Consider the following 25355-nt stretch of genomic DNA (forward strand, 5'->3'; position numbering starts at 1 on the left):
CCTCCCTAAAGAAATACCAAAAAACCGGAGTCAGTCGCTAAGTTTTTCGGGGAAAAAAGAAATCGGTGGATGGGTGGCTTTCCACTCTTGCGCAACGATTTTTGACTGTTCAATTTGTTTTGGTGTCATTTTTTCAGCAATCTTTTCAATTTTACGGTCAACATAATCTTGCACTCCACCGCTGTCGCCGAGCTCCTTTAACAAAGAAAAAATAGCGTAGCCTTTAACTAGGTCCAGTGGGTAGCCAACTTTGTCGGGAGTATGTGAAATGTACGCTCCATAGTTGCTCAGAGCTGCTTGCTCGCCGGTTGCTGCGGCCACTTCAAGCCAGTGCCGAGTGCTCTCCATTTCTCCTTTTACATACAGTGTTTCTAGATATTCCATCATCGCTTTTGGGTTGCCACCCTCGGAAGAGAGAAGTAGCCATCTTCTTACTGACGCATCACGTCCTCCAGGAATGAAGAAGTAACCTTCACCTTGTCTTTCACTTACAGCCATCCAATATTGCGCGAGTGGATATCCTGCATTTGCAGATTTCTCTAGCCACTTATGATCCAAGGTGATTTCGTACATTAAATACAGAGATTCTGGATCGCCATCATTTGCCTTCGGCAAAGTGATTTTCTTGGCTTCCACGAACCACTCGGCTTGAGTTTTTTTAGACGGTGGGCAGTTTTCCATTATTGCGCAAAGATCGTTTTTTGCTCTGCCCAACTGAATCATTGCGTATATGGAGCCATTCATCGCCGCCGTTTCATACCAGTGCTGTGCTTCTGGCGTCATATATCGGTTGCGCTTTCTTAGCGCTTCGCCTAAGTAGTATTGCGACTCCACATTTCCAGATTGCGCTTCTTTTTCTAATGAGGGAAAGGCTGCGTCAAATTTTAACTGATTATATAACGCAATGCCTGCAGAAACTTCGCGCGCTGATTTTGACGCAAAAGCAGGCGTGGTACTTATTAAAAATGTTGCGACAAAGAAATACCTGAATAGCCTCATTGGCGTTAATATCCTAGCTTGTCAGGGAAAAACGAAAGAGGCGGGTGGTTGGCCTTACACGTTTTTGCGAGTTCTTTTGCTTTCCCTATCTGCTCTTTTGACAGGTTTTTTTCCACTTCTGGCAAAACATCGTTAACATTGTTTATTACGTTTCCACCACCATCAAGCTCTAGTAGATTTGATAGTAGCGCATATGACGTCACTGGGTCTGAGGTGAATCCGTATTTTGGTTCAACTTCGCCTATATAAGAAGCATAACCAAAAACCGCTGATACGTAGCCTGAATCAGCGGCTTTTTCATTCCAAGTTCTAAACGATGAAAAGTCGGCTTTTTCAAGCCTGACAGCGGCAAATCCCATCATAGCTGGAGGATAGCCATTCTCTGCAGACGCTTTCATCCACTTTTCGATTTCATCTGATCTTCTGGAGGGCAGTAGGAACACTCCGCCACCTTCTTGATATTTAGTCGCTAAACGAAATTGCGCCAATGCGAAACCTTTTTCTGCAGATTTTTCTAACCATTCATCGTTCCCTGTTATTTCCCATAACAAGTACATAGACTCAGCATTTCCATGAGATGCCTGATCAGTCGCAAGCTTCTTAGCTTCATTTATCCAGCCTTCAGGCGATTGCTCAGAGGGGGAACAATTTTTCATAGTTACGCACAAGTCTTGGTCCGCTCCTCCGAGCCGAATCATAGAATAAATATTGCCTTTTTTTGCTGACTCCTCGTAAGCCCTTTGTGCTTCCTGAGTCATGTATCTGTTATTTTTTCTTATTGATTCGCCTAAGTAATAGAGTGCCTCATCATCGCCACTATCAGCGGCGATCTTCAAAAACTCAATGGCAGAAATGGCTTTGTATTGATTGTATAGCTCGATGCCCTTTATTTTTGCCCGAGATTGTTCATGCGTAAGCGCGAATGACTGAGTTGACGCTAGGGCTAACAACATGATCGCAGTGGCCATCAGTTTCATTGGTGTTTCTGCCGAGTCTATGGAAGCTGGTTGCTTCGTCCGGGATGTTAAAGGGTGGTAGCCCACCACCATGAAATCCGGAGTGCGCCACCCTGAAAATACGAGACAATCGAATCAGTTACTCAGTTTGTCGGGGAAGAACGAAAGCGGCGGGTGAGTGGCTTGCCACTCCTGCGCGACAACTTTTGATTGTTCAATTTGTTCCGTTGTCATTTTTTCAGCAATGCTGTCTGATTTTTTTTCGACGAATCTTTTTATTCCTCCGCCTCCATCAAGATCTTTCAGCAGCGAGAAAAGCGCATAACCTTTAACTAGATCCAGGGGATAACCCAGCTTATCTGGTGTATGCGAAATATAAGCGCCATAACTGCTTACTGCTGCTTGGTAACCGGTGTCAACGGCTAATTCAAGCCAATGGTGAATATTCTCGGTGTCGCCTTCTCTATGTAAAATTTCCAAGTAATCCATCATGGCTTTTGGATATCCGCCTTCCGACGAAAGCAAAAGCCATTTTTTTACAGACGCATCGCGTTTTCCTGGAATCAAGAAGAAGCCTTCGCCCTGTCGTTCGCTGATCGCCATCCAGTACTGCGCAAGCGGGTATCCTGCGGTTGCGGATTTCTCTAACCAATCACGATTCAGAGTGATTTCATACATTAGATACAAGGATTCGGGATCGCCTTCCTGCGCCTTTGGTAGCGCTAATCCTTTAGCTTGTGCAAACCATTCTGCTTGGGTTTTCTTGAATGGAGGGCAGTTGCCAATCTTCTGACAAAAGTCATTTTTGTGTCGGCCCAGTTGAATCATTGCGTATATATTGTCTTTTTCTGCTGCCTTTTCATACCAATGTTGCGCTTCGGGTGCCATGTAGCGACTTTTTTTTCGAATGATTTCTGCTAAGTAATATTGAGAATCGGAATTCCCATCGTTGCTTTCAATTTGGAGTTGTTGAGTCGCTGCGTTTATTCTAAGTTGATTGTATAAGACCAACCCTGAAATTTTTTCGGGTTCGCTGTCTGTCGCTAGGCTTAGATCTACCCAAAAAAATATAACAATTAATAAAGGCCGCATAGAAAATTTAGACACTACTATTGCCTGCCTAGTTTTTCCGGGAAAAAGGAGAGTGGAGGATGTGCCGCTTTCCATTCTGAAGCGAATTTCTCGGCGCTCACAAGTTGTGCTGGAGTCATTTTCTCTGCAATCTCTGGAAGTACTTCATCTACATAAGATTGCATCCCTCCACCTTCATCTAGTTCCTTCAGAAGTGAGGTTATCGCATATCCTTTTACCACATCAAATTCGAATCCGAACCTTTCAGGAGCATGTGCTAAGTACGCGCCGTAACTGGTGACGCCGCTCTCATATCCGCGTTCGGCGGCGGTTCTAATCCAATGGCGAGCGGTTTCAAGATCACCACTATTTTCATGTAGATAAGCCGCATACTCCATCATCGCGCGGGGATTTCCACCTTCGGCCGATGCTTTCAACCAATTACCTACGGATGCGTTGCGCCTGCCCGGAAGGAAGAAACCTTCGCCTTGTCTATCGCCAATAGCCATCCAATATTGCGCTGTTGCATTTCCAGCAAGCGCTGATTTTTCCAACCAGCTACGATCTAACGTTATTTCATACATAACATACATCGCCTCAGCGTCACCGTGTTCAGCCCTAGGCTGCGCTAGATCACGTGCATTACGAAGCCAATCGACTGGAGCTTTAATAGAGTTTGGGCAATTGTTCATCCTTTTACATAGATCATCACCACTACGCCCTAACTGAATCATTGCGTAGTAGTTCCCTTGCTTTGCAGCAGCTTCATACCATTTTTGCGCTTCAGAGGTTATGTAGCGATTTCTCTTTCGTAAAGCTTCTGCTAAATAGTATTGTGCTTCATCATTTCCGGCTTCAGATGCGGATTTTAGATAAGGAATCGCTGATGAAATTTTAAGTTGGTTGTAAAGAACCACTCCCTTTTCTGCTGGAGAAGGTTGCACTTGGTTGTCGCTCGCTATTGCAATTGCTGGCACTAAAGCGATAAATGTAACGAAAAAACTTCTCAATAAGCTCATTTGTTATTAGCCTGTATTAGCGAGACGGCTCGACGTATGTGGCTCGGGGCGAAGAGGTATAGGTTCTGCCTTGAAAATTACTACGCTGGCAAGTTCCATCTAGATTTGCACCAAGTAGCTTCACGTGTTTTTTGTAATTTTCACGCATCCTGTCGTTTGCTGGGCTCATTAAGCTAAGTACGGGGGTGCTCATGAATCTATCTAAAATTAATCGATTACTGCAGTAATTTTGATTGGAGTCTTTAATTTCTACTCCGAAACCGTTCATGCGGATGCAGGCTCGTTCAAACTGCTTTTGCGCTTGACTAACGGTGTTTTGCTGCTGAGCATTTTTTGTAATCCAGTTAAGTATTCGCTCTATTGCTCGCTGTTGTATCAGATGTGACTCCGAGTCATTGTATTCGCGTTTTTTGCTTTTTAGTGTTTCGTTATCGCCGTTGTTTAGAGCGACTGTAAATGATTGTGGCGAGCTTGTAAGGGTCAGTAGTAAGGGGCCAAGTGCCTCTGGAATAGCATTTACGCACCACTCTTCTAACTCTCTCTGATCTGCGTATTCGATAATCGCATCCGCAATCGGACCTCCCTTGCCCCCACTAGTTAATGCTTCATACAAACTCATTACTACGTCTAAACGCATCATGTATGCCATGGACACGTTCAGACCAGCAGCGCCAAGTGTATTGAGCGCCGCGGCATACTCACTTGCGTCCTGCTCCATCCATTCGATTTTTCTGCCTTGCGCCTTATGCAACTCTTTGCGATACAGGTTGATGAGGTCAACGACTGCCTCATAGCCAACTTCGAATTTAAAGCTACCGTTAGCACCCGGACCCAGCACTACCGCGGCCTTCAGGTTCAGAATAAACCGCCCCTTATCCAGAGACACCTGCGCTGTTCCCTGAAAGCCCGCACCTAAGGCCACGCCAACGGAGCCGCTTAGCTTGGCTAACGTCAGCCATGGATTTGCGCTTTTCGCGTCTTTAGCGCTGCCAACGCCCATCGTTGGCGCGGTGCGCAGGGCGACGAGTTCCTTTGGCGGTGCCCAGTTCAGCGCTCCGGTGAGTTCGATGGCGGCTTGCAAGCCTCCAAACACATTGAAGCTGGCTTTTGCGCCGTTTTCGACTTGCACTTTGGCGAAGCGGCCGCCTCGCAGTTGGTCTGTGCTCTTGGAATCGGCGTAGGTGCCGGATTTCGATTTGTGTTCAAGATCGGGAGTAGGGCTGTCGTCACCGCTGTCGGCCTTGGCTTGCTTGGCGGCGGCGTGATCGGAGCGTTCTTCTTTTGCCGAAGCATCTTCACGCTGTGCGCGTTTTACCGGGCTCAGTGACGCCCCATACTTGACGTTGCCGAAGATCGGGCTCAACTCGACGCTGCCGGCTAGCAGCAACGATGCTCCGGCGTAGCCCCATGCCTTCACACCAAAGTGGAAGGAGAAGCGGCCGAAATTCATTTTTTGCGGGCTGCCGTCCAGGAAGTAATCAAGCGTTATTTCTTGAGCACTGGCTTTGGCAGGCATGTCGACTTTCATCAACTGAACTTCGCCACGGGCCAGGTCCAGGCTTAAGCCCATCTCGCCAGATATCTGGAAGCCCTCGGCGGCGGACATTTTCGGGCCTTCGAGCTTTACTTCGCCGTGAATGTTTGGCTGTGGAGGTGTCAGGCAACGGACCAATTGCGCCTGAGGGCTGGCATCAAAAAGTCTTACTTTGCCGCGCACACTTTTCTTGAACACCAGTTGCTGAAGGTGTTCGCCCCAGTTGGTCAGGGTCGCGTCGTCTTCCAGTTCAGTGACCTCATAGCCTTGCTTTTTCAAGTAAGCATAAAAGTCTTTGGCTTTGAACCAGCCTTTTCCATCGAAACAGTCGCCGACCTGATCGCTGAATTTTATTGCGCCCTGATCTAGAAGCCATTGGCGGAACGAGTTGATTTCGCTGTTTTTATCGGAGCCTTCGGTAGCGTCCGCGGGCAAACTTTCAGTTACCTTTTTTATTGAACCGACTGCTTTTTTTGAATCCTCTTTCAGGATCTTTTTTGCGTCTTTCAGGTTCGCCATGCTGAACCAGCCCAGGGGCGTACCCTTGGCATCCGAAAGACTGACTTCACGCAGCGGAAAGCCCGGTTTCACCATGCGGTCGACCGGTTTTGGCTGGAACTCTTCCGGGTCCCAAATCAGATAACGCGCAGGCTTGCTGTTGCTGACATTGCTTTGGGCTTTTGCTTGAAGGTCGTCTTTGGTCTTTTGCAGGCTATCCCATTTGGTCCGTTCCACATCAACCAGGCCCGCCGGCGCTTGGGCGTTCTGGCCTGTTGCCTCGATCCAGCGTTTGTATTTCTCTTGAAGCTGCGCTGTAACTTCCGCCTGCTCTTTCTCGGTATCCAGATACAGTTTGAACTGCTCGATACCGGAAGGAAGGCCGTCACTGATCAAAGCGAATTCTGGAAGTGCAATGCCGTATTCAGACGCTTTGATAATGGATTCAGTGTAAGCATGGTAATCAAGCGCATCGGCGTTTTTGTGGAGCGTCAAGACATACCCGACCAGATCGGCGGTGCAGTCATTCATGCCGCTGCAGATGTTTTCGTAACTTTTCTTCTTTTCCGCCAAAGCTTTGGCCACGTCCTCCAGCGGAACCTGCTTGAAGTCTTTGTTGCCGAGGAATTTTTTGCGAGCCTCCAGATAAGCTTGCACGCGTGCGCGCGCTTCAATCGCCTCCTTGGAGTACAGCGAGCCGCTTTCGTAGGTGTAGCCTTCCAGCTTCGCAGCCGCTACCGCTTCTTTTTTCAGCGCATGCCATTCGGCCCTCCGCTTGTAAAAGTCGGCATAGGCTTTGTGGACGTCCTGGTCAGTAGCCAGGTCTGCCGTTAGACGGTCCATGCGCGATTGCGCGGTGTCCTCTTGTGGAGACTGTGCAGGAGCCGCTGCCGGTTTGTTTCCGTTAACTTCGTTTTGCCTCTTTTTGGCGGTGGCGGGATCGATTTCGATCTCATCCCCCATCGCTTCAAACTCTTCCATCCGCGTACGCTTCTCGCCCGTGAGGAAGTTGCTCAACTTGGGCTCAAGGAAGTATTCCAGTAAACCAGATTCCTGCAGCCCGTTCAGGCGTGCATCACGTGGTTTGCTGGGGGCAATCATTTTATCCAGCGCGAACATCGATTCTTTGATGGCAGACTTTGCCCGCTCAGGGAGCAGCCAGAACTCTTGCTCCTCAGTGGCATAAATCGCGCTGGCAAACTTTTTAGAACACGGAGGTGCGTGGGGTTTGAAGGTCTTTGAACTCTGATCAGGAGCGTCCTTGACCGGATCCAGTTCAACCAGATCCTCAGCGGAGCACTGAGTGGGCGCTTCCGGGGCTGCCTGCGCAGGCGCTTGCGACGCGGCGGGCGGCTGAGCGGTAGGCGTGGCGGCCGCTTGAGCGCTTTTGGGGACGCTCAGGTTCCAGCCGACTTTGACGTTGTCCGGATTGGTGATGAAGGGGTTGAGCTGGCGAAGTTGCGCCACGGTGCTGTTGTAGCGCGAAGCGATCTGGCCCAGGGTTTCGCCGGGCATGACGGCGTGATTCGTGATTTCCATGGTGATTCCGTTCTGTTGTCGCGTCGCCCTAACGTTGGGCGACGGCGGCTGATTCCAGGAGCCGATCTACTTTGATAAACGACTCGTCCTTAGATTGCAGGATCGCCATGATCTCAGGCTGTGTTTCGAATAGCGGGCCGTTCACGGCGTGGCCAAGCTTGAGCAGGTGATCACCGTCATAAATATTGCTTTTGAGCAGCAGGTCGAGGTTGTCAGCGATATCGTTCAGGCGCTCATCGTCTGGTTCTTCAAACGCTGCGTATTCCTCATCAATCCAATAAACCCATCCCAGGCGCGCTTGAACTTGCGCGGCTGCCTCGGGAAGGTTGAACGCCGCTTTGTCACCAAGCCACGTCGATTCCTCGTTGGCTTTCCAGGCCAACCATGGACCGCGCTGCTGACCGAAATGTATCGGCGCAGGGCAGTAGATGGCGTTCCAGCAACCCAGCAACTGATCGAAGGTTTTCCCAGCTGTATAAGTCAGCGCTGCCCACAGACTCGGTTTGTGAAAGCTCAACAAGCTCTGCCCACCGGAACCGTCATTGGCTCTGAGCAACCAGCGCGCATGAGCCAATGCTTGTTCAGGATCAGGTGTTGAGATCGCTATTCCCGAAAAGCGTTCCTCACAAAGTTTTGCCGCTACGTTTGCCACTTTGCTGCCCCGAGGAGCCACCAGCCACAACGGGCCATCAGGAATCTCTGCGAAGTCAGTGCCGAAAAACAGCCCTTGGGAAACCACCGGTTCGCCTACTCGGTAGAGTTGACTCAATGCTTCTGGCTGGAGTCCCTGGTCGATGATGAAACAGAGCGACTCGCTCGCGGCCGGCAGGTCAGAAAAGTTGTAGCGAGGCTCTGCGAGCAGAGCGCTCAGCGCTTTTACATGCATGTGCAATCCTTACGGCTGCAAGCGCCGTTACTCTGTTTTCCGCACAACGGTGTGATGCCAGACTCATTCAGACGGGCGGGGAGTGGTGCTTTACCAGCCTTGTCCGCATCCGCTACTTTCATCGGTCCCGGCAGCAATGGTGCCGCAGGCGTCCCAACCCCAGGCGAGCCGCCGGTATTGATCTTTACCTCCGCGCCGCTGATGGTCACACCACCTGCATCCACCTTCACAAAACTCCCACCAGCCTTGGCCGTGAGCTCCATTGCGCCTTCGACCACAACCTTCTGGCCGGCGTAGTAATGGATTTCTGACCCGGCCTCAACAAACTGCGCAGTCCCCACCTTCAGATGCTGCGTCACACCCACCGTCAAGTGATCATCCGCACGCATCTCGCTGATGCGATCCAGATGCGTAATCCGGTGCTCTTCAACCTTGAACTCACTGAGCGTGTTGGCTTCAACGGTGTCATGCCGCTCATTGCCGACGCGAATCTTCTGGTCGTGCTCGATGTTTTCGTCCCAGTCGCGCTGGGCGTGGATGTAGATCTGCTCGGCGCCTTTCTTGTCTTCGATGCGGAATTCGTTGTAACCCTTGCCACCCGGTGAACTCAGGGTTTTGAAGGTGCTGCGGGTCTTGTTGGCCGGCAGGTCGTAGGGGACGACGTTTTCCTTGTGGTACAGGCAACCGGTGACCAGTGGCTGATCGGGATCGCCTTCGAGGAAGGTGACGAGGACTTCCATGCCGATGCGCGGGATGGCGATGCCGCCGTACGCTGCGCCGGCCCAGCCGCTGGCGACGCGCATCCAGCAGGTGGTTTTGTCGTTGGATTGCCCGTCGCGGTCCCAGTGGAATTGCACTTTGATCCGGCCGTACTGGTCGCAGTGGATTTCTTCGCCTGCGGGGCCGGTGACGACGGCGGTCTGGCTGCCGAGGACTTGCGGTTTCGGGTGTTCAAGGGCAGGGCGGTAGTGCGCGTCCCAGGGTGTGGCGAGGAAGCTGTTGCGGTAGCCCTGGTGGAAATCGCTTTTGTTGTCGGTGACGTCGCTGGTGACGTTTTCGCCGAGTACTTGCGGTTGTTTGCCTTCGTGGAAGACTTCCAGCAGCAGCCACAGGTCGTTCCATTCGGCGCGCGGATGTTCGGCCAGCGTCAGAAAATGGCCGCTGGTGAGGGTTGGTTCGTCACCTTTGCCTTCGGCGAGTTTGTAGTCGCTGCGATGGCGTTCGAGGGCGCGGGTGGAGAGGAACTTGCCGCGCTCGCGGGTGGTGAAGCGGCCGGGGTAGTCGTAGTCCTCGAGGTCCGGGGCGAACTCGGTTTTCACCGCGCCTTCGGGAAGGATCTTTGGTTTCTCAAAGTCGTAATCGCGGCGGCTGACGCGGGTGGTGCGGGTTTCCAGGCGCAGGTTGAAACGCTTGATCACCGGTTTGTCGGCGGCCATGCCGGAGTCTTGCTGGTAGCTGACCGGTTTCAGCTTGCGGAAAACGGTCTGGTCGTCGCCGAACACCAGTTTGTGGCCGCTGCTGCTGTGCTGGAAGTGAAAGTGAATACCTTCTTCTTCGCACAGGCGCTGGATGAAATGCAGATCAGATTCGTCGTACTGCACGCAGTATTCGCGTTCCGGGTACTCGGCGCCGAGCTGGAAGCTGTAGGCGTCGGCGAGGATGCCGCGATCCTCCAGCACCTGGGCGATGATCTTCGGCACGGTCAGTTGCTGGAAAATCTGCTGATCGTGGTTGTGCCGCAGGTAGGCCAGTTGTGGCACCAGGCTGAGGCTGTAACGGGTCAGGGTCTTACCGGAGTCGCCTTGCTCGATGCGATAGACCAGACCGTGGATCTTGCCTTCGCCGGTCGGGCCGAAAGTCAGGACGCCGGGCTTGTGCAACAGCTCTTCGAGTTTGAGGTCGGGGCGGGCGCTGACGAGTTCGAGGTCGAAACGGAACGGTTGGTTGAGGGCTTCGCGACCGGTGAAGCTGAGGACTTGCAGGTCGGCGTTGGCGCCTTCAAGCGTGAGGGGGATGTGGGTAGCGTTGGCGTCCAGCATGCCTTGAATTCCGTCCGTTGAATAAGCAGGGGACGGATGATGGAGGATTAAGCGGCCTCGTTCAAGGCACAAAAGCCGTAGGTCTGGCTGGTTTGCGGTATAGGGAAAACCCTTAGATGGGGTGTTTGGCCCAATGAAACCGGGCGGTTTGTGCGAATCGGTGCTCACTGCCGGCAACTTTTCCCACGACCCTGAGTAGAAGAATCATCAGTCAGATTCAGACTAAAGTCGCCTGTAGCACGTCAAAGCCATCTGCCATCATTGCCGCTCACCCCTGCGTGTTCACTTTCTCCTGGTTCAATTCGACCCGGGACGGGAGCTATTTTTCTGGCTTGTTGCGCGATTGCGCAAACGCTGCATTGTTGGAGTTTTTCATGCGTCCCCCATTTCCCCTCATCACCCCGCGCCAGTCGTTTGGCTTCGGAGCCGTTGTGCTGTGCGCAGGTTTTACCGCACAGGTTCAGGCCAGCGGATTCTTTGAAGACACCACCGCGAAAATCGAATCGCGCACGGTGTACTTCAACCGCGATTTCCGTGATGGGAGCACCTCGAACGCTCAGGGCGCCTCCAAGCGTGAAGAGTCGGCACAGGGCTTTATTCTCAACCTGCAATCGGGCTACACCGAAGGCACCGTGGGTTTTGGTATCGATGCGCTGGGCATGCTCGGCTTTCAACTCGATTCCAGCCCGGACCGCAGCAACAGCGGCTTGCTGCCTTCCAGCGGCAACGATCCGCGCGGCTCGAAAAGCCAGTACGCGAAAATGGGCCTGACCGCCAAAGTGAAGGTTTCGGACACGGTGCTGAAGTACGGCGCACTGATGCCTGATCTGCCGTTGCTGAAATACAACGACGGTCGATTGCTGCCGACGATGTTCAACGGCGCCATGCTGACCTCTAAAGAGCTGAAAGACCTGACCTTCATGGCCGCGCGTCTGGACAAGTACACCGCGCGTGATTCCACCGATTCGCAAGACATCCGCGTGCACTGCAAGAACAAGCGCTACGCCTGCAACACCACCGCCGACCATTTCGACATGTACGGCTTCGATTACAAGATCAACGATCGCCTGACCGCGCAGTATCACTACGCCGAACTGGAAGACATTTATCGTCAGCACTTTGTCGGGCTGTTGGGTAATCAACCGTTAGCTGGCGGTGTACTTAAAGCGGATCTGCGTGTGCTGAAAAGTGCCGACAGCGGTGATGCCAAGGCCGGTTCCATCGATAACCGCGCGTTGAGCGGCATGTTGTCGTATGCGCACAGCGGTCACACGTTCAGCGCCGGTTGGCAGCGCATGAACGGCGACAACTCGATGCCGTACCTCGATGGCAGCAATCCGTATCTGGTCAACTACGTGCAGGTCAACGACTTCGCCGCTGCGCAGGAACGTTCGTGGCAGTTGCGTTATGACTATGACTTCAAGGCCATTGGTATTAATGGTTTGAGCTTCCTGACCCGTTATGTGAACGGTGACCACATCAAGGTGTTGGGCAGTGATCAGGAAGGCAAGGAGTGGGAACGTGACAGCGAGTTGAAGTATGTGATTCAGACGGGCACGTTCAAGGATGTGAGTCTGCGTTTGAGGAATGCTACGTATCGCACCAATTATGAGAAGTTTGCCCGGGATGTGGATGAGACACGGTTGATTGTGAGTTATAGCTTTTCGGTGTTGTAAGGCGTGGAGTTGTAGCGTCTGATCGACTGCTTTCGCGAGCAGGCTCGCTCCCACATGGGTTCAATGCCGGACACAACATCTGTGTTCACTGAAGATCTATTGTGGGAGCGAGCCTGCTCGCGAAGGCGTCCTTACAACCAATGCCAGAACCGGCTCCAGAACCCCCGATTCAAATCCTCCTTGCACCCGGCATACTGCCGCGCATACACATCCGAACGGTTCTGCACTTTGCGCGCTGTCGGCATCAGCCAGGCTTTGCTCGCGTAGGTCTTGTTGCGGAAGCCGCCCCAGCCTTCGTGGTAGTTGAGGTACTGGTTATAGGCGTCGTACTTGTAGACGCCGTTGATCGAATAGGTTTTGTCCATGTACCAGCCGACAAAGTCGATGGCGTCGTCGAAGTCTTCGCGATCGGCGCCGCTGCGGCCGGTGCTTTTCTGGTAATCGGCCCAGACTTCATCCTTGGCTTGCGCATAACCCGAGGCGGTCGAGACGCGGCCCCACGGGATCACCCACAGCAGGTATTTGCGCGGGGTCTTGGCGTCGTAGCGGTAGCCGGATTCCTGATACATGATCGCGAAGGGCACCTGAATCGGTACGCCCCAGCGTTTTTGCGTGACTTGCGCAGCGTCGTACCAGTCGCTTTTTTCGCGGAAGATTTCGCAGATGTCTTCCGGCGAACGGGGCGGCGAGGTGCCGCACCCGCTCAGTAGCGTTGCCAGTGTCAGTAGTCCAAGCGTCTGCCTGTAATTCAAAAGCCGTTATCCCGTCGTGCGCAAAAAGGCCAACAGTCTACGCGCTCAGCTCAATTGATGACGATAGGGCAGATCCGGACCGGTCTTGCTGCAGGTCAGCGCGGCGGCTTGCACAGCGAACTTGAGCATGGCGTCGATCTGCTCGCGAGCGAGTTGCTGCACGCCTTCGACCGAATCCAGACCGTGCTCGGTCAGCCAGGTGATCAGCGCGGCCTGGAAGGTGTCACCGGCGCCAACGGTATCGGCGATCTTCACTGAGGCCGCCGGCACCGACCAGTTGCCATGCTGGCGGCTGAACACACTGGCGCCGTCGCCGCCACGGGTGAGGAAGACGATCTGGCAGCGATGTTCGAGCCAGCCTTCGATCACGCGTTGCGGGTCCTGTTCGGGGTAGAGCAGGCTCAGGTCTTCGTCGCTGACCTTGATCAGATCGGCCAGTGGCACCAGCGTCGCGATGCGTTCGCGCCACAGGTCGATGTTCGGCTCGGGATTAAGGCGCACGTTCGGGTCGAGGGTGATCAGGCGTTTGCCGCTTTCGCGCTGTACCAATGTCAGCAAGGTGTCGCCGATCGGCTGCACCACCAGCGAGAAGGAGCCGATGTGCAAGCCGCGCACCTCAGGGCCCAACACCGGCAGATGCGCAAGACTCAGTTGCCGATCGGCACAGCCTTCACCACGAAAGCTGTAGTGCGGCGAGCCATTGGCACCGACGGCGACCATGGCCAGCGTGGTCGGCGCGGCGAAATCCACCAGATAGTCCGGGCGCACACCTTCATCCTGCAGCACTTGCTGCAAGCGGCGGCCAAGGTAGTCGGTGGACAGTCCGCCAAACAAGGCCGAGTCCACGCCCAAACGGCGCAAACCGACGGCGACGTTGAACGGCGAGCCGCCGGCAATCGCCTTGAAATTCACTTTCGAAGCCAGACCGCTGGCGTCGTCTTCGCTGAAGAAATCAAACAGGGCTTCGCCACACACCAAATACATAATTGTTTGCTCTTTATAGGGTTGCGACATGCTGTTGATAGCGTTCATAAGCGTGTTGGAACGCCGCGACGTTGGCGGCAATCGGCAGGGTTTCACTGCTGGAATCGAGTTTCACGCAGCGCTGGCACAGGTCGGCGAGGCTGTCTTCGTGGCCGTTCGACCAGGATTTGCACCACGCCGCTTGAATCGCTGCGCCAAGGGCGGCGGCTTCACTTTGTTCGGTGCAGATCACCGGGGTGTTCATGATGTCGGCGACGATCTGCCGCCATACCGCGCTTTTCGAACCGCCGCCGATCAGGCAAATGCTGCGGCTTTGTAAACCATTCTGGCGGAGCAAATCCAGTCCGTAGCGCAAACCGAAGGTGGTGCCTTCGACGGCGGCGCGGCACAGATTGGCCTGAGTCAGGTTGTCCAGCGTCAAGCCGTGCAGGCTGCCGGTGGCGTGGGGCAGGGCGGGCACCCGTTCACCGTTGAGGAATGGCAGCATGCTCACGCCGTCGGCGCCGATGGGTGATTGCGCGACGAGGCGGTTGAATTGCTCCAGGTCCAGATTGAACAACTCGCGAATCGCGCCGGTGGCGTTGGTCAGGTTCATGGTGCAGATCAGCGGCAACCATCCGCCGCTGGACGAGCAGAACGTCGCGACCGAGGCGTCCGGGCTGACTTTCGTCACCTCGGAATAGGCGTACACCGTGCCGGAGGAGCCGAGGCTCATGGTGATCGCGCCGGGCTGAATATTGCCGGTGCCGATGGCGCCCATCATGTTGTCGCCGCCACCGCTGGAGACCTGCGCATTGGGGTTGATGCCGAGGTGTTCGGCAATCGCCGGGAGGATGGTGCCGACAGATTGATGCGCATCGATCAGCTCAGGCAGTGCGGCTTGCAGGCGCCCGCTGGCGTCGATGTCACGCAGCAGTTGCAAGTCCCACTGGCGGGTGCGCACGTTGAAATAGCCGGTGCCGGAAGCGTCGCCGTACTCACTGCACGCGCGGCCGGTGAGCCAGAAGTTCAGGTAGTCGTGGGGTAGCAGAATGCGTGCGATGCGTGAGAACACCACGGGGTGCTGTTCTTTGGTCCAGAGCAGTTTCGACACCGTGTAGCCCGGTGCGATGACCACGCCGAGGCGTTCCAGTGAGCCTTTTTCACCGCCCAGATGAGTGAGCAGACGGTCGTTCTCGGCGCTGGTTTCGGTGTCGCACCAGAGCTTGGCCGGACGAAGCACTTCACCTTGGTCGTCGAGCAGGACCAGACCGTGTTGCTGGCCCGAGACGCCGATGCCGAGGATCGACTGGCCATCGACATCCGCCGCCTGCAGTGCGCGGCGGGTGGCGAGGGTGAAGGCTTCCAGCCATTGCTGGGTGTCTTGCTCGCGACGGCCGTTGGCGCCGCTGATCATCGTGTGTGCGGCGGCGCCCTGGCCGAGGACTTGACCGCTGGCGGCGTCGAGGATGATGGCTTTGGTGCCTTGGGTGCCGCAGTCGATGCCTAGGAACAGTTGTTGTGTTGTCATGTGTGAACCCGTTGGGTTGCGGTGAAGATCAAGAGCTTACCCCCTCACCCCAGCCCTCTCCCCCAAGGGGGCGAGGGGGAAAGGGAGCCGATCGGGGGGCTGTTCAAAAGCTGAGTTCGACTCCGGTTCTCTCAAACCAGGGCTGTTCAAATCCTGAGTTCGACTCCGGACGTTCAGGTCGATGTAACTTGCACAAACCACTCGGTCAGTTCCCTCTCCCTCCGGGAGAGGGCTAGGGTGAGGGGCTTTTCAATCCAGAATCCGCTGCAAAGTCCGTGTCACACCCTCTTCGCGCAAGCTGTCGCAGCACCATTCAAACGCCGCCACAAACTCCGCCGAACGCGGTATCGCCGTGCCGAAAATCTCTTCAACCGCCAACAACCGCTGCGTAATTAAAGCATCGTCCGCCACCAACGCCTGACAAAACGTCGCGCGCGGATCCGGGATCGAATAGCTATCGCCATTCTCATCCACCCCCTTCAAATACAACGCCCATGCAGCGACCACCAGAGCCGCACGCTTGGTCTCCTGCCCATCAGCAATCAAGCGATTGATCGTCGGGATGGTGAACTTGGGAAACTTCGACGAACCGTCCGAGCACACCCGCTCCAGCTGATCGGCAATCGCCTGATTGGAAAACCGCGCCACCAATGTGTTTTTGTAATCCGTCAGATCAATGCCAGGCACCGACGCCAGTTGCGGGGTCACGTCCAGGTCCATATAAGCGCGCATGTAGCGCACGAACAGCGGGTCGTTCATGGTCTCGTGCACAAACCGGTAGCCCTTCAAAAAGCCCAGATACGTCAGCGCCAGGTGGCTGCCGTTGAGCAATTTGATCTTCATTTCTTCGTAGGGCGAAACATCATTGGTGAACTGCACGCCAACCTTTTCCCAGGCCGGGCGACCGTTGCCGAATTTGTCTTCCAGTACCCACTGCACAAACGGTTCGCAGACCACCGGCCAAGCATCGTCGACGCCGTGTTTGTCGGCCAGTTGCAAACGGTGCGCGGTGCTGGTCATGGGGGTGATGCGGTCGACCATGGCGTTGGGGAAACTGACGTTGGCGTCGATCCAGCTGCACAGATTGCTGTTGCGCAACGTGGCAAATGCCAGCAGCGCTTTGCGGGTCACGGCGCCGTTGTGCGGCAGGTTATCGCAAGACATTACGGTAAACGCCGGAATGCCCGCTGCCCGGCGCTTTTCCAGGGCTGCACACAAGAAGCCGAACACGGTTTTCGGGTCGTCTGGGTGGGCCAGGTCGTGTTGAATCTGTGGCAGGTGCGCCATGAATTCGCCGTTGCTGTCGTCGATGCAGTAACCGCCCTCTGTGATGGTCAGCGAGACGATGCGGATTTGCGGGTCGGCGAGTTTGTCGATCAACGCCTGGGCGCCGTCCTCGGCCAGCAGCATGTCGCGAATCGCGCCGATCACGCGGACTTCGGTGTCGTCGCTGTCGCCGAGTTCGAACAGGGTGAACAGGTAATCCTGCTCCTTGAGGTCGTCGCGTGCGCGGCGGTCCTCAGTGCGCAGGCCGACGCCGCAAATCGCCCAGTCAAGCGCTTCGCCGGTGTTCATCAGGGCATCGGTGTAATACGCCTGATGCGCGCGATGAAAGCCGCCGACGCCGATGTGGACGATGCCCTGGCGCGTGTCGCTAAGGTTGTAGGCCGGCAATTGCACTTCGGCGGCCAGACGATGGAGGTTCTGTTGGTTGAGTTTCATCGGGAATTCTCGAAATCAGGCCGCAGCGCGCAGCGGACGGGTCAACGCGACACCTTCGGCATCGAATAAATGGCAATGAGCAGCATCGAGGTGCAGGCTCAGTTGTTCGCCGTAACGGCTGGCCAGATCACCGCGCACGCGCATGGTCAGGGCTTCGCCGGCGTTGGTGGTGACGTGGCAGAAGGTGTCGCTGCCCAGGCGTTCGCTGACGTCGGCAGTGACTTGCAGGCTGCAGTCGCCCGGTTGCGCCAGTTCCAGATGTTCCGGGCGAATGCCGAGGGTTACGGCGCTGCCGACACTGAGGTTGGCAGCATTGAAGGGCAGGGTGATGCGCGTGCCGGCGTCCAGCGACACTTCGCAGCTCTGGCCGTCGACGCGGGCGATCTTGCCTTTGAGGAAGCCCATTTTCGGCGTGCCGAGGAACCCCGCGACGAAGAGGTTCGCCGGGTTGTGATACAGGTCCAGTGGCGAGCCGACCTGTTCGATCTTGCCGCCATTGAGTACCACGACTTTGTCGGCCATGGTCATCGCTTCGACCTGATCGTGGGTCACATAGATCATCGTCGCTTGCAGGTCTTTGTGCAGGCGCAGCAGTTCCAGGCGCATCTGCACGCGCAGTGCGGCGTCGAGGTTGGACAGCGGTTCGTCGAAGAGGAAGATTTTCGGATTGCGCACGATCGCGCGGCCGATGGCGACGCGCTGGCGCTGGCCGCCGGAGAGCTGTTTCGGCTTGCGCTCAAGCATCGGCCCGAGTTCGAGAATGCGCGCCGCTTCGCCGACTTTCTTCTCGACTTCGGCTTTCGGTACGCCGGCCAGATCGAGGGCGAAGGACATGTTTTTCTTCACGGTCATGTGCGGGTACAGCGCGTAGGTCTGGAACACCATCGCCAGATCGCGCTTGGCCGGGCTGACTTCGGTGATGTCACGGCCATCGAGTTCGATGGTGCCGTCGCTGACTTCTTCCAGACCGGCAATCAGCCGCAGCAGGGTGGATTTGCCGCAGCCCGACGGGCCGACGAAGACCACGAATTCCTTGTCGTTCACTTCAAGGTCGATGCCTTTGATGATGGAGAAGCCTTCGAAGCCTTTTTGCAGATTCTTGATTTTCAGGTTGGCCATGATGATGGGCCTCCGCAATTTATTATTGGGTTAAACCAGATCGGCTTTTCTGTGGGAGCGAGCCTGCTCGCGAAGGGGCCGTGTCAGTTGCCATCAGGGTTGAATGACACACCGCTTTCGCGAGCAGGCTCGCTCCCACAGGGAATCGCATTAGATTGAGGATGTTCATTTCACGGCGCCGAAGGAGAGGCCGCGTACCAGTTGTTTCTGGCTGATCCAGCCGAAGATCAGAATCGGCGCACACGCCAGGGTCGACACCGCCGACAACTTGGCCCAGAACAACCCCTCAGGACTTGAGTACGAAGCAATCAAAGCGGTCAGTGGCGCGGCTTTCGACGAGGTCAGGTTCAGCGACCAGAACGCCTCGTTCCAGCACAGGATCAGCGACAGCAGCACGGTCGAGGCAAGGCCACCCTTGGCGATCGGCAGCAGCACGCGGACCATTTCCTGCCACAACGTGGCGCCGTCGAGGCGGGCGGCTTCGAGGATGTCTTTGGGGATGTCCTTGAAGTAGGTGTAAACCATCCAGACCACGATCGGCAGGTTGATCAGCGTGTAGATCACGATCAGTGCGATGCGCGTGTCGAGCAGGCCGAAGCTTTTCGCCAGCAGGTAGATCGGCATCAGCACGCCCACCGGTGGCAGCATCTTGGTCGAGAGCATCCACAGCAGCGTGCCTTTGGTGCGCTGGGTTTCGTAGAACGCCATCGAGTACGCCGCCGGTACCGCGATCAACAGACACAAAGCGGTGGCGCTGAAGGAAATCAACACCGAGTTCCAGGCGAAACTGAAGTAATCGCTGCGCTCATTGATGTGCAGGTAGTTCTCCAGTGTCGGCGTGAAGATGAACTGCGGCGGCGTGGCGAAGGCATCGATTTCGGTTTTGAAACTGGTCATCACCATCCACAAGATCGGGAAGAAAATCACGATCGCGATGGCCCAGGCCAGGGTGCCGAGCAGCAGGCTTTGCAGCCGGCGGGATTGTTGAAGAGTCATGGCAGGCCTCAGGCTTTGTCAGTCAAGTTTTTGCCGATCATCCGCACCAGAATGATCGCGGCGATGTTGGCGATGACCACGGCAATCAAGCCACCCGCCGAAGCCATGCCGACGTCGAACTGCACCAGCGCCTGGTTGTAGATCAGGTAGGCGAGGTTAGTCGAGGCGTAGCCGGGGCCGCCGTTGGTGGTGGTGAAAATCTCGGCGAACACCGACAGCAGGAAGATCGTTTCGATCATCACCACCACGGCAATCGGCCGTGCCAGATGCGGCAGGGTCAGGTGCCAGAAGATCGCGATCGGCCCGGCACCGTCGAGGCGCGCGGCTTCTTTTTGTTCCTGGTCGAGGGACTGCATCGCGGTCATCAGAATCAGGATGGCGAATGGCAGCCATTGCCACGAGACAATGATGATGATCGACAGCAACGGGTAGTGCGCGAGCCAGTCCACCGGTTGCGCGCCGAACAGCTTCCAGATGTAGGCGAGGATCCCCGAGACCGGATGGAAGATCAGGTTCTTCCAGATCAGCGCACCGACCGTGGGCATGATGAAGAACGGCGAGATCAGCATGACCCGCACGATGCCGCGACCGAGGAATTCACTGGCCTCCAGCAATGCGCTGATCAACACGCCCAACACCACACTGATCAGCAATACGCTACCGACCAGCAACAGCGTGTTGGTGGCGCCGGGCATGAACCCCGAGTCGGTCAGGAAATAGCTGAAGTTCTCAAGCCCGACGAATTCGTTTTCGCCGGGGTACAGCAGGTTGTAGCGGATCATCGAGAAGTAGATGGTCATGCCCAGCGGCACGATCATCCACAGCAGCAACAGGGCCACCGAAGGGCTGACCAGAAACCAGCCGGGATTGCGTACGCGGACCTTGCGCGCAGGTTGCGACAGGTCGAGGTGGGCTTTGGCAGTTGAAGTATTCATGGCGATCACAACCGAGTCATACAGACCTATGGAGATCTAATGCAGGAGTGAGCCTGCTCGCGATGGCGGTGTGTCAGTCACCGTCTGTTTCAGATTGAAAACCGCCATCGCGAGCAGGCTCACTCCTACAAAAGGCAGGAGCGAGCTTTGCGGGTTACTTGGGATAACCAGCGCGCTTCATCTCGCGTTCAGTGGTTTGCTGCGCGGCAGCCAGGGCTTGATCCACCGTGGTCTGGCCGATCAGCGCCGCTGAGAACAGCTTGCCCACCTGGGTGCCCACGGCCTGGAATTCAGGAATGGTCACCAGTTGAATGCCGATATAAGGCACTGGTTTCAGCGTCGGTTTGCCCGGATCGGCCGCTTTCAGCGATTCCAGCGTGACCTTGGCGAACGGCGCCGCGCTCATGTAAGCGTCGCTGTAGGTCGAGGCGCGAGTGCCCGGCGGTACGTTGGCGATGCCGTCGGTCTTGGCGACCAGCTCGCCGTACTCTTTGGAGGTCGCCCAGGCGCTGAATTCTTTGGCGGCGTCCTTGGCTTTGGAACTGGTCGGAATCGCCAGCGCCCATGAGTACAGCCAGGCCGAGCCTTTGTCGGTCACTTGATGCGGTGCGAAGGTGAAGCCGACGTGATCGGCGACCTTGCTCTGGGTCTTGTCGGTGACGAACGAACCGGCGACGCTGGCATCGACCCACATTGCGCATTTGCCGCTGTTGAACAGCGCGAGGTTTTCGTTGAAACCGTTGCTGGAGGCGCCCGGCGGGCCGGATTTCTTCATGGTGTCGACGTAGAAATTCAGCGCGTTTTTCCACTCGGGGCCACTGAATTCCGGTTTCCACTGCTCATCGAACCAGCGCGCGCCGTAAGCATTGGCGACGGTGGTGATCAGCGCCATGTTCTCGCCCCAACCGGCCTTGCCGCGCAGGCAGATGCCGTACTGCTCTTTGTCCTTGTTGGTGAGTTTTTCGGCGAAGCCGGCGATCTGCTCCCAGGTCGGCCGCTCGGGCATGGTCAGGCCGGCATCCTTGAACAGGTCGGTGCGGTAATAAGTGATCGAGCTTTCTGCGTAGAACGGCAGGGCGTACAGCGAACCCTTGACTGACAGGCCTTCACGCACCGACGGGAATACGTCGTCGAGGGCGTAACTGGCCGGCAGATCCTTCATCGGTTCCAGCCAACCCTTTGCGCCCCACAGTGCCGCTTCGTACATGCCGATGGTCAATACGTCGAACTGACCGCCCTGAGTGGCGATGTCGGTGGTCAGGCGTTGGCGCAGAACGTTTTCTTCCAGCACCACCCAATTGAGCTTGATGTCCGGATGCTCGGTCTCGAAGGTTTTCGAGAGCTTTTGCATGCGGATCATGTCGCTGTTGTTGACGGTGGCGATGGTCAGGGTCTGGGCGCCAAGGCTGACGCTGCTGAGGGTCATGCAGGTGAGGGCAAGCAGAGCTTTTGCAGTGGGTTGCATCGTGCACTCCTTTTCTGCACCCAAAGGGTTACAGAAGGACAGTTATTGTTTTTGTGTCTTCCGACGACTGGAAGAATGTGCACTGATTACAGCCTTCAATCGCAGGGCTGACAAATCATCCCTAGCACTTTTATCGATACTTTTTTGCACTGGGCTTTTGTGGGGGCAACGCAGGGCAGGGCTTTGCAGCGGGGAAACGCTATCGAATCCGTACAGGTTTCCGGAGTGGCATCGCAACTTGTAGGAGTGAGCCTGCTCGCGATAGCGGAGTGTCAACCAACATATCTGCAAGCTGTCACACCGCTATCGCGAGCAGGCTCACTCCTACATGGATCAATGGTGTCAGTGGTGGTTTTGCTCGGTCAGGCGCTGCACCGCGAGCCGGCGGTAATGCGACGGCGTCATGCCCTTGAGCTGCTGAAAGCGCCGATTGAAATTGGAAATGTTGTTGAAGCCGGATTCAAAGCAAACCTCGGTCACCGGTTTATCACCGTCGGCCAGCAGCTCGCAGGACTTGCTGATACGCAGGCGATTGACGAACTCGATGAAATTGCGCCCGGTGGCCTGTTTGAACACCCGGCTGAAATAGGTCGGCGTCATGCCCAGGTGCTCGGCGACTTCCTCCAGCGAAATGTCCCGGGCGTAGTGACTGAAGATGTAATCGACCGCCCGGTTGGTGCGATCAATATTGTGCTCGTCGGCCAGTTGCGGGGTGTTGGCGCCGGACAACAACTGGAAATCATCGCTGGCCGCGAGCAGTTCCATCAGGATGAAAAAGTGCCCGAGTCGAGTGATGCCTTTGCTGTCGGCGATGCGTTGCATCAGCGTCATGGCCTGGCCAATAGTGCGTTTGCAGCGAAACTCGATGCCGTACTGCGCGCGCTCCAGCAACGGCGCCAGGGTCTTCAGTTCGGCAAACACCTGGTGGCCACTTTCGAACAACTCGTCGGTGAAGTTGACCAGCATGTCGCGCTTTTCTACCACCTCGTCTTCCGCCACCTGACTGATCCAGTTGTGCGGCAGGTTGGGGCCGGTCAGGAACAAGGTCTCGGGGTGAAAGTTGCCGATATAGTCGCCGATGAATACCTTGCCGGAGCTGGCGACGATCAGGTGCAGTTCGTATTCCTTGTGAAAATGCCAGCGCACCAGCGGGCACGGAAAGCCATGCTGGCGGTAGATGATGGACAACCCGTTGTGGTCATCCATCAACTCGTATGAAGGGTCGGTCAAGCGCGCGGTTCGGGTCATGGCGAGCTACTTTTTTGTTATCGCCTGCCGATCATGCCTCGTTTCTCGGGACTTGCGCCAGCTTCACTCAAGCGGTCTGCTCGCGGACGCTGCTTCTGGACTTCTCGATGGCTTTTTCCAGATTGGCCATCTGGCAAAAACGTACAATCTTCGAGTTTTTTATAAAGTCGAAATTGATGATGTTGCACTTTTTAGCCCAGTCGGATCGGGTCGGGTCAAACCAGTTGTCGAGTTCTTCCAGAATTCGCTTAGGACCGCCGCCTAGCGAAAAACTGGTCGCCGACAGCGACCACGGGCGAAGTGTGCTGATGGGCGTGCTCAATACTTTTGTGATGTACACCTGCAGCTCGAGCGGAGTGACAAACCTTTGGTCTATCCACTTGTGGTGGATTTTTCCAAGAATCCGGTGGTCCTCGGTTTCCCAGGTCATGGAGGCTGCCACCATGATTCTCTGCAACGGGCTGATCGCCTTGAGCTGGCCTAGAGTCAGGTGCAGATTGCGGGTAGGGATCATCCGTTCACCCAGATGCTCCAGCATCAATGCCTGAAATTCCGAATGATCGAAGGCGACCTTGTCTTCTCCCAGTTCATGAAAGTCCAGAATGATGAATTCATCGATGTTTCTTTCATAGAAAGCTTTTACGTCACGGACAAGATCTGCAAGCGTACGGGAAGAACGGTAACCGCCATGATGGAAACTGAACCTGGCGAGGCCTTGCGCTTTATTGTCAGACGTCAGGCGTATATCGAGCGCACGGGCGCCGCGATTCAATTGTGAATAAAAGGATACGTCCTGACAGGCAACCCAGTTTTTACCGGGTATCAGCGCATAACCCGCTTCCCAGTCGCAGCCAGCATTATGGGCACCCGGCAAGCTCAGTTCGAAAAGCGACAAGTTGTCGATTTGCGGCGAATCAGCCATCCATTGATGAGGCTGGAAGTTATCAATATTGTTCATGTTGTACATCCTGCGATTGAAGGCGAAAGTTATAGAAGTTGCGCGCGCAGGATGTTTATAACGGTTGTCGGGTGATCGGCAAAGTTGGCTTTTAATGCAAGTCGTGTAGTAACAGTTATTTATATGTCTGGTGGCTGTTGAGGCTGCCTGTTTTTAACTTCGATCCATTGCGCCATGTACTGAGTACTTTTGTGCGAGTGATGACGGAGCATGCTGCCAATGAAGTTCCTGGCCCTCAGCTTTTGTAAGTTTTGTTGGCAATAACGCAGTTTCTCTATCAGTGCCAGACCATGCACTGACTGCGGGTAGCGTTGATTCAGCAGCGTGTATCCCGCCATGCGGGCTTCCTGCCAACGAGCCTCGTCCTTGTAAAGCGCAACGGCACTGTTGGCAAACTCGATTGCGCTGCTCGTCACAGCGCCGGGCCACGCGTGATCGCCGTGCATGGCTTCTGCTCCGATCGGTGTCGTAACGCTGGGCGTGCCACACAACATGGCGTCGACCAGTTTGCCCTTGATACCGGCACCAAAACGCAACGGCGCCAGGCAAACCCGCGCGGCGGACATGACCTGCAACGCATCTTCGGCCCAGTTCATGATATGGAAACCTTCGCCGGCGTTATGCAGCGCGGTGGCTTTGGGCGGCGTGTAGGCGCCGTAAATATGCAGTTGTGCCTGCGGCAACTGTTGGCGAATCAACGGCCAGACCGTGGTTTTCATCCACAACACGGCATCCCAGTTAGGTGCGTGGCGGAAATTGCCGATACTCAAGAAGTGCGCCCGCTCTGCAAAGTTTGCAGGTGCGGCCGCAGGCGGGTCGATCATCAACGGGCACCAGTGCAGCAATTGCCGGGGCAAACCGAACTGTTCGATCAACAATTCGATTTCCACTTCGGAGATCATCAGGTTCAGATCGCAACGATACAGCGCGGCAATTTCACGCTTGGCCAGATCGGTCTCGGCCATCAACTCGAACTCGTCGCGCAGGGCCGGAGCAAATACATCACTGAAGTCATTCTGGTCAGGATTGACCTTGAGGCGCGACTTGAGCCGCTGGTGACGAGCGTGGCGCAGGCTCTGCAGGTCTGAAGTTTCCAGCACACGCAGTGCCTGCGGGCAGTGTTTTTCCACCCGCCAGCCGAACTGCTCTTCCATCATGAATTGGTCGAACAGCACGATATCCGGCGCCAGTTCAGTGATGAATGCATCGAAACTGCTGTTGTTGAGTTCGATCGGTACCTCACGGATACCGAGCGCGGCAAGATCTGCCTTGTGTTCGCCGGGGCCGGCCGGACTGCTGAAGGTGATGTCCCAACCTTGTTGCACAAAGGTCTCGAGGATCTGCATGACATGGCCGCTGGCCGCTGAAGAACGCGGCTCGGGCCAGACGTAACCGATGACCAGGACTTTGGTGATGCAGGACGGGGTCATGGGGCAGATCCTTTAAAAC

General features: G+C 55.6%; 19 protein-coding genes. 1 reads left to right on the top strand and 18 read right to left on the bottom strand.

Annotated features, from left to right (window positions below; genetic code table 11):
* Nucleotides 1–30: 30 nt before the first annotated feature.
* The 7 genes from QOM10_RS13550 to QOM10_RS13580 form a co-directional block, all read right to left on the bottom strand.
* Nucleotides 31–999: a tetratricopeptide repeat protein gene (locus QOM10_RS13550; protein WP_150775560.1), complete on the bottom strand. Its 969-nt coding sequence runs from the start codon at nt 997–999 to the stop codon at nt 31–33.
* 5 nt (nt 1000–1004) lie between these two features.
* On the bottom strand, nt 1005–1976 hold the full coding sequence (locus QOM10_RS13555) for a tetratricopeptide repeat protein (RefSeq protein WP_224794634.1): 972 nt from the start codon (nt 1974–1976) through the stop codon (nt 1005–1007).
* 114 nt (nt 1977–2090) lie between these two features.
* On the bottom strand, nt 2091–3062 hold the full coding sequence (locus tag QOM10_RS13560) for a tetratricopeptide repeat protein (RefSeq protein WP_224794633.1): 972 nt from the start codon (nt 3060–3062) through the stop codon (nt 2091–2093).
* Between the two features lie 2 nt (nt 3063–3064).
* Nucleotides 3065–4045: a tetratricopeptide repeat protein gene (locus tag QOM10_RS13565; protein WP_150775559.1), complete on the bottom strand. Its 981-nt coding sequence runs from the start codon at nt 4043–4045 to the stop codon at nt 3065–3067.
* A gap of 16 nt (nt 4046–4061) precedes the next feature.
* Nucleotides 4062–7616 carry a LysM domain-containing protein gene (locus tag QOM10_RS13570; RefSeq protein ID WP_316918259.1) on the bottom strand — a complete coding sequence of 1185 codons (3555 nt, stop codon included), beginning with the start codon at nt 7614–7616 and terminating at the stop codon, nt 4062–4064.
* 28 nt (nt 7617–7644) lie between these two features.
* On the bottom strand, nt 7645–8502 hold the full coding sequence (locus tag QOM10_RS13575) for a DUF4123 domain-containing protein (protein ID WP_316918260.1): 858 nt from the start codon (nt 8500–8502) through the stop codon (nt 7645–7647).
* Complete coding sequence (locus QOM10_RS13580; RefSeq protein ID WP_316918261.1) at nt 8493–10541, bottom strand: type VI secretion system tip protein VgrG; 2049 nt, start codon at nt 10539–10541, stop codon at nt 8493–8495. The genes QOM10_RS13575 and QOM10_RS13580 overlap by 10 nt, the downstream gene beginning before the upstream one ends.
* Before the next feature lie 374 nt (nt 10542–10915).
* Between QOM10_RS13580 and QOM10_RS13585 the strand changes: the two genes are divergently transcribed.
* Nucleotides 10916–12217 carry an OprD family porin gene (locus tag QOM10_RS13585; protein ID WP_316918262.1) on the top strand — a complete coding sequence of 434 codons (1302 nt, stop codon included), beginning with the start codon at nt 10916–10918 and terminating at the stop codon, nt 12215–12217.
* Between the two features lie 131 nt (nt 12218–12348).
* On the opposite strand, the gene QOM10_RS13590 is transcribed toward QOM10_RS13585, so the two are convergent.
* The 11 genes from QOM10_RS13590 to QOM10_RS13640 all read right to left on the bottom strand — a co-directional run bounded on the left by QOM10_RS13590 (nt 12349) and on the right by QOM10_RS13640 (nt 25336).
* Nucleotides 12349–12969: a hypothetical protein gene (locus tag QOM10_RS13590; protein ID WP_007912129.1), complete on the bottom strand. Its 621-nt coding sequence runs from the start codon at nt 12967–12969 to the stop codon at nt 12349–12351.
* A 45-nt stretch (nt 12970–13014) separates the two neighbouring features.
* On the bottom strand, nt 13015–13953 hold the full coding sequence (locus QOM10_RS13595; protein ID WP_316918263.1) for a carbohydrate kinase: 939 nt from the start codon (nt 13951–13953) through the stop codon (nt 13015–13017).
* Nucleotides 13954–13966: 13 nt separating this feature from the next.
* Nucleotides 13967–15463, bottom strand: coding sequence for a xylulokinase (xylB, locus tag QOM10_RS13600; RefSeq protein WP_316918264.1), 1497 nt, complete (start codon nt 15461–15463; stop codon nt 13967–13969).
* Nucleotides 15464–15712: 249 nt separating this feature from the next.
* A complete protein-coding gene (locus tag QOM10_RS13605) occupies nt 15713–17185 on the bottom strand; it encodes a mannitol dehydrogenase family protein (RefSeq protein ID WP_316918265.1) in 1473 nt (490 codons plus the stop codon).
* A 15-nt stretch (nt 17186–17200) separates the two neighbouring features.
* Entirely contained in the window at nt 17201–18304 is a 1104-nt protein-coding gene (locus tag QOM10_RS13610) for an ABC transporter ATP-binding protein (RefSeq protein WP_150751530.1), read from the bottom strand.
* A gap of 165 nt (nt 18305–18469) precedes the next feature.
* Entirely contained in the window at nt 18470–19300 is an 831-nt protein-coding gene (locus QOM10_RS13615) for a carbohydrate ABC transporter permease (RefSeq protein WP_127927274.1), read from the bottom strand.
* Between the two features lie 8 nt (nt 19301–19308).
* Nucleotides 19309–20235, bottom strand: coding sequence for a carbohydrate ABC transporter permease (locus tag QOM10_RS13620; RefSeq protein WP_095121016.1), 927 nt, complete (start codon nt 20233–20235; stop codon nt 19309–19311).
* Between the two features lie 154 nt (nt 20236–20389).
* A complete protein-coding gene (locus QOM10_RS13625) occupies nt 20390–21700 on the bottom strand; it encodes an ABC transporter substrate-binding protein (protein WP_150751529.1) in 1311 nt (436 codons plus the stop codon).
* A gap of 342 nt (nt 21701–22042) precedes the next feature.
* Nucleotides 22043–22948: an AraC family transcriptional regulator gene (locus QOM10_RS13630; RefSeq protein ID WP_316918266.1), complete on the bottom strand. Its 906-nt coding sequence runs from the start codon at nt 22946–22948 to the stop codon at nt 22043–22045.
* Between the two features lie 67 nt (nt 22949–23015).
* Entirely contained in the window at nt 23016–23906 is an 891-nt protein-coding gene (locus tag QOM10_RS13635; protein WP_316918267.1) for a phospholipase, read from the bottom strand.
* 119 nt (nt 23907–24025) lie between these two features.
* Nucleotides 24026–25336 carry a glycosyltransferase gene (locus tag QOM10_RS13640; protein WP_316918268.1) on the bottom strand — a complete coding sequence of 437 codons (1311 nt, stop codon included), beginning with the start codon at nt 25334–25336 and terminating at the stop codon, nt 24026–24028.
* Nucleotides 25337–25355 lie beyond the last annotated feature (19 nt).

This window comes from Pseudomonas sp. P108, from assembly GCF_032613195.1.
Lineage (GTDB): Bacteria > Pseudomonadota > Gammaproteobacteria > Pseudomonadales > Pseudomonadaceae > Aquipseudomonas.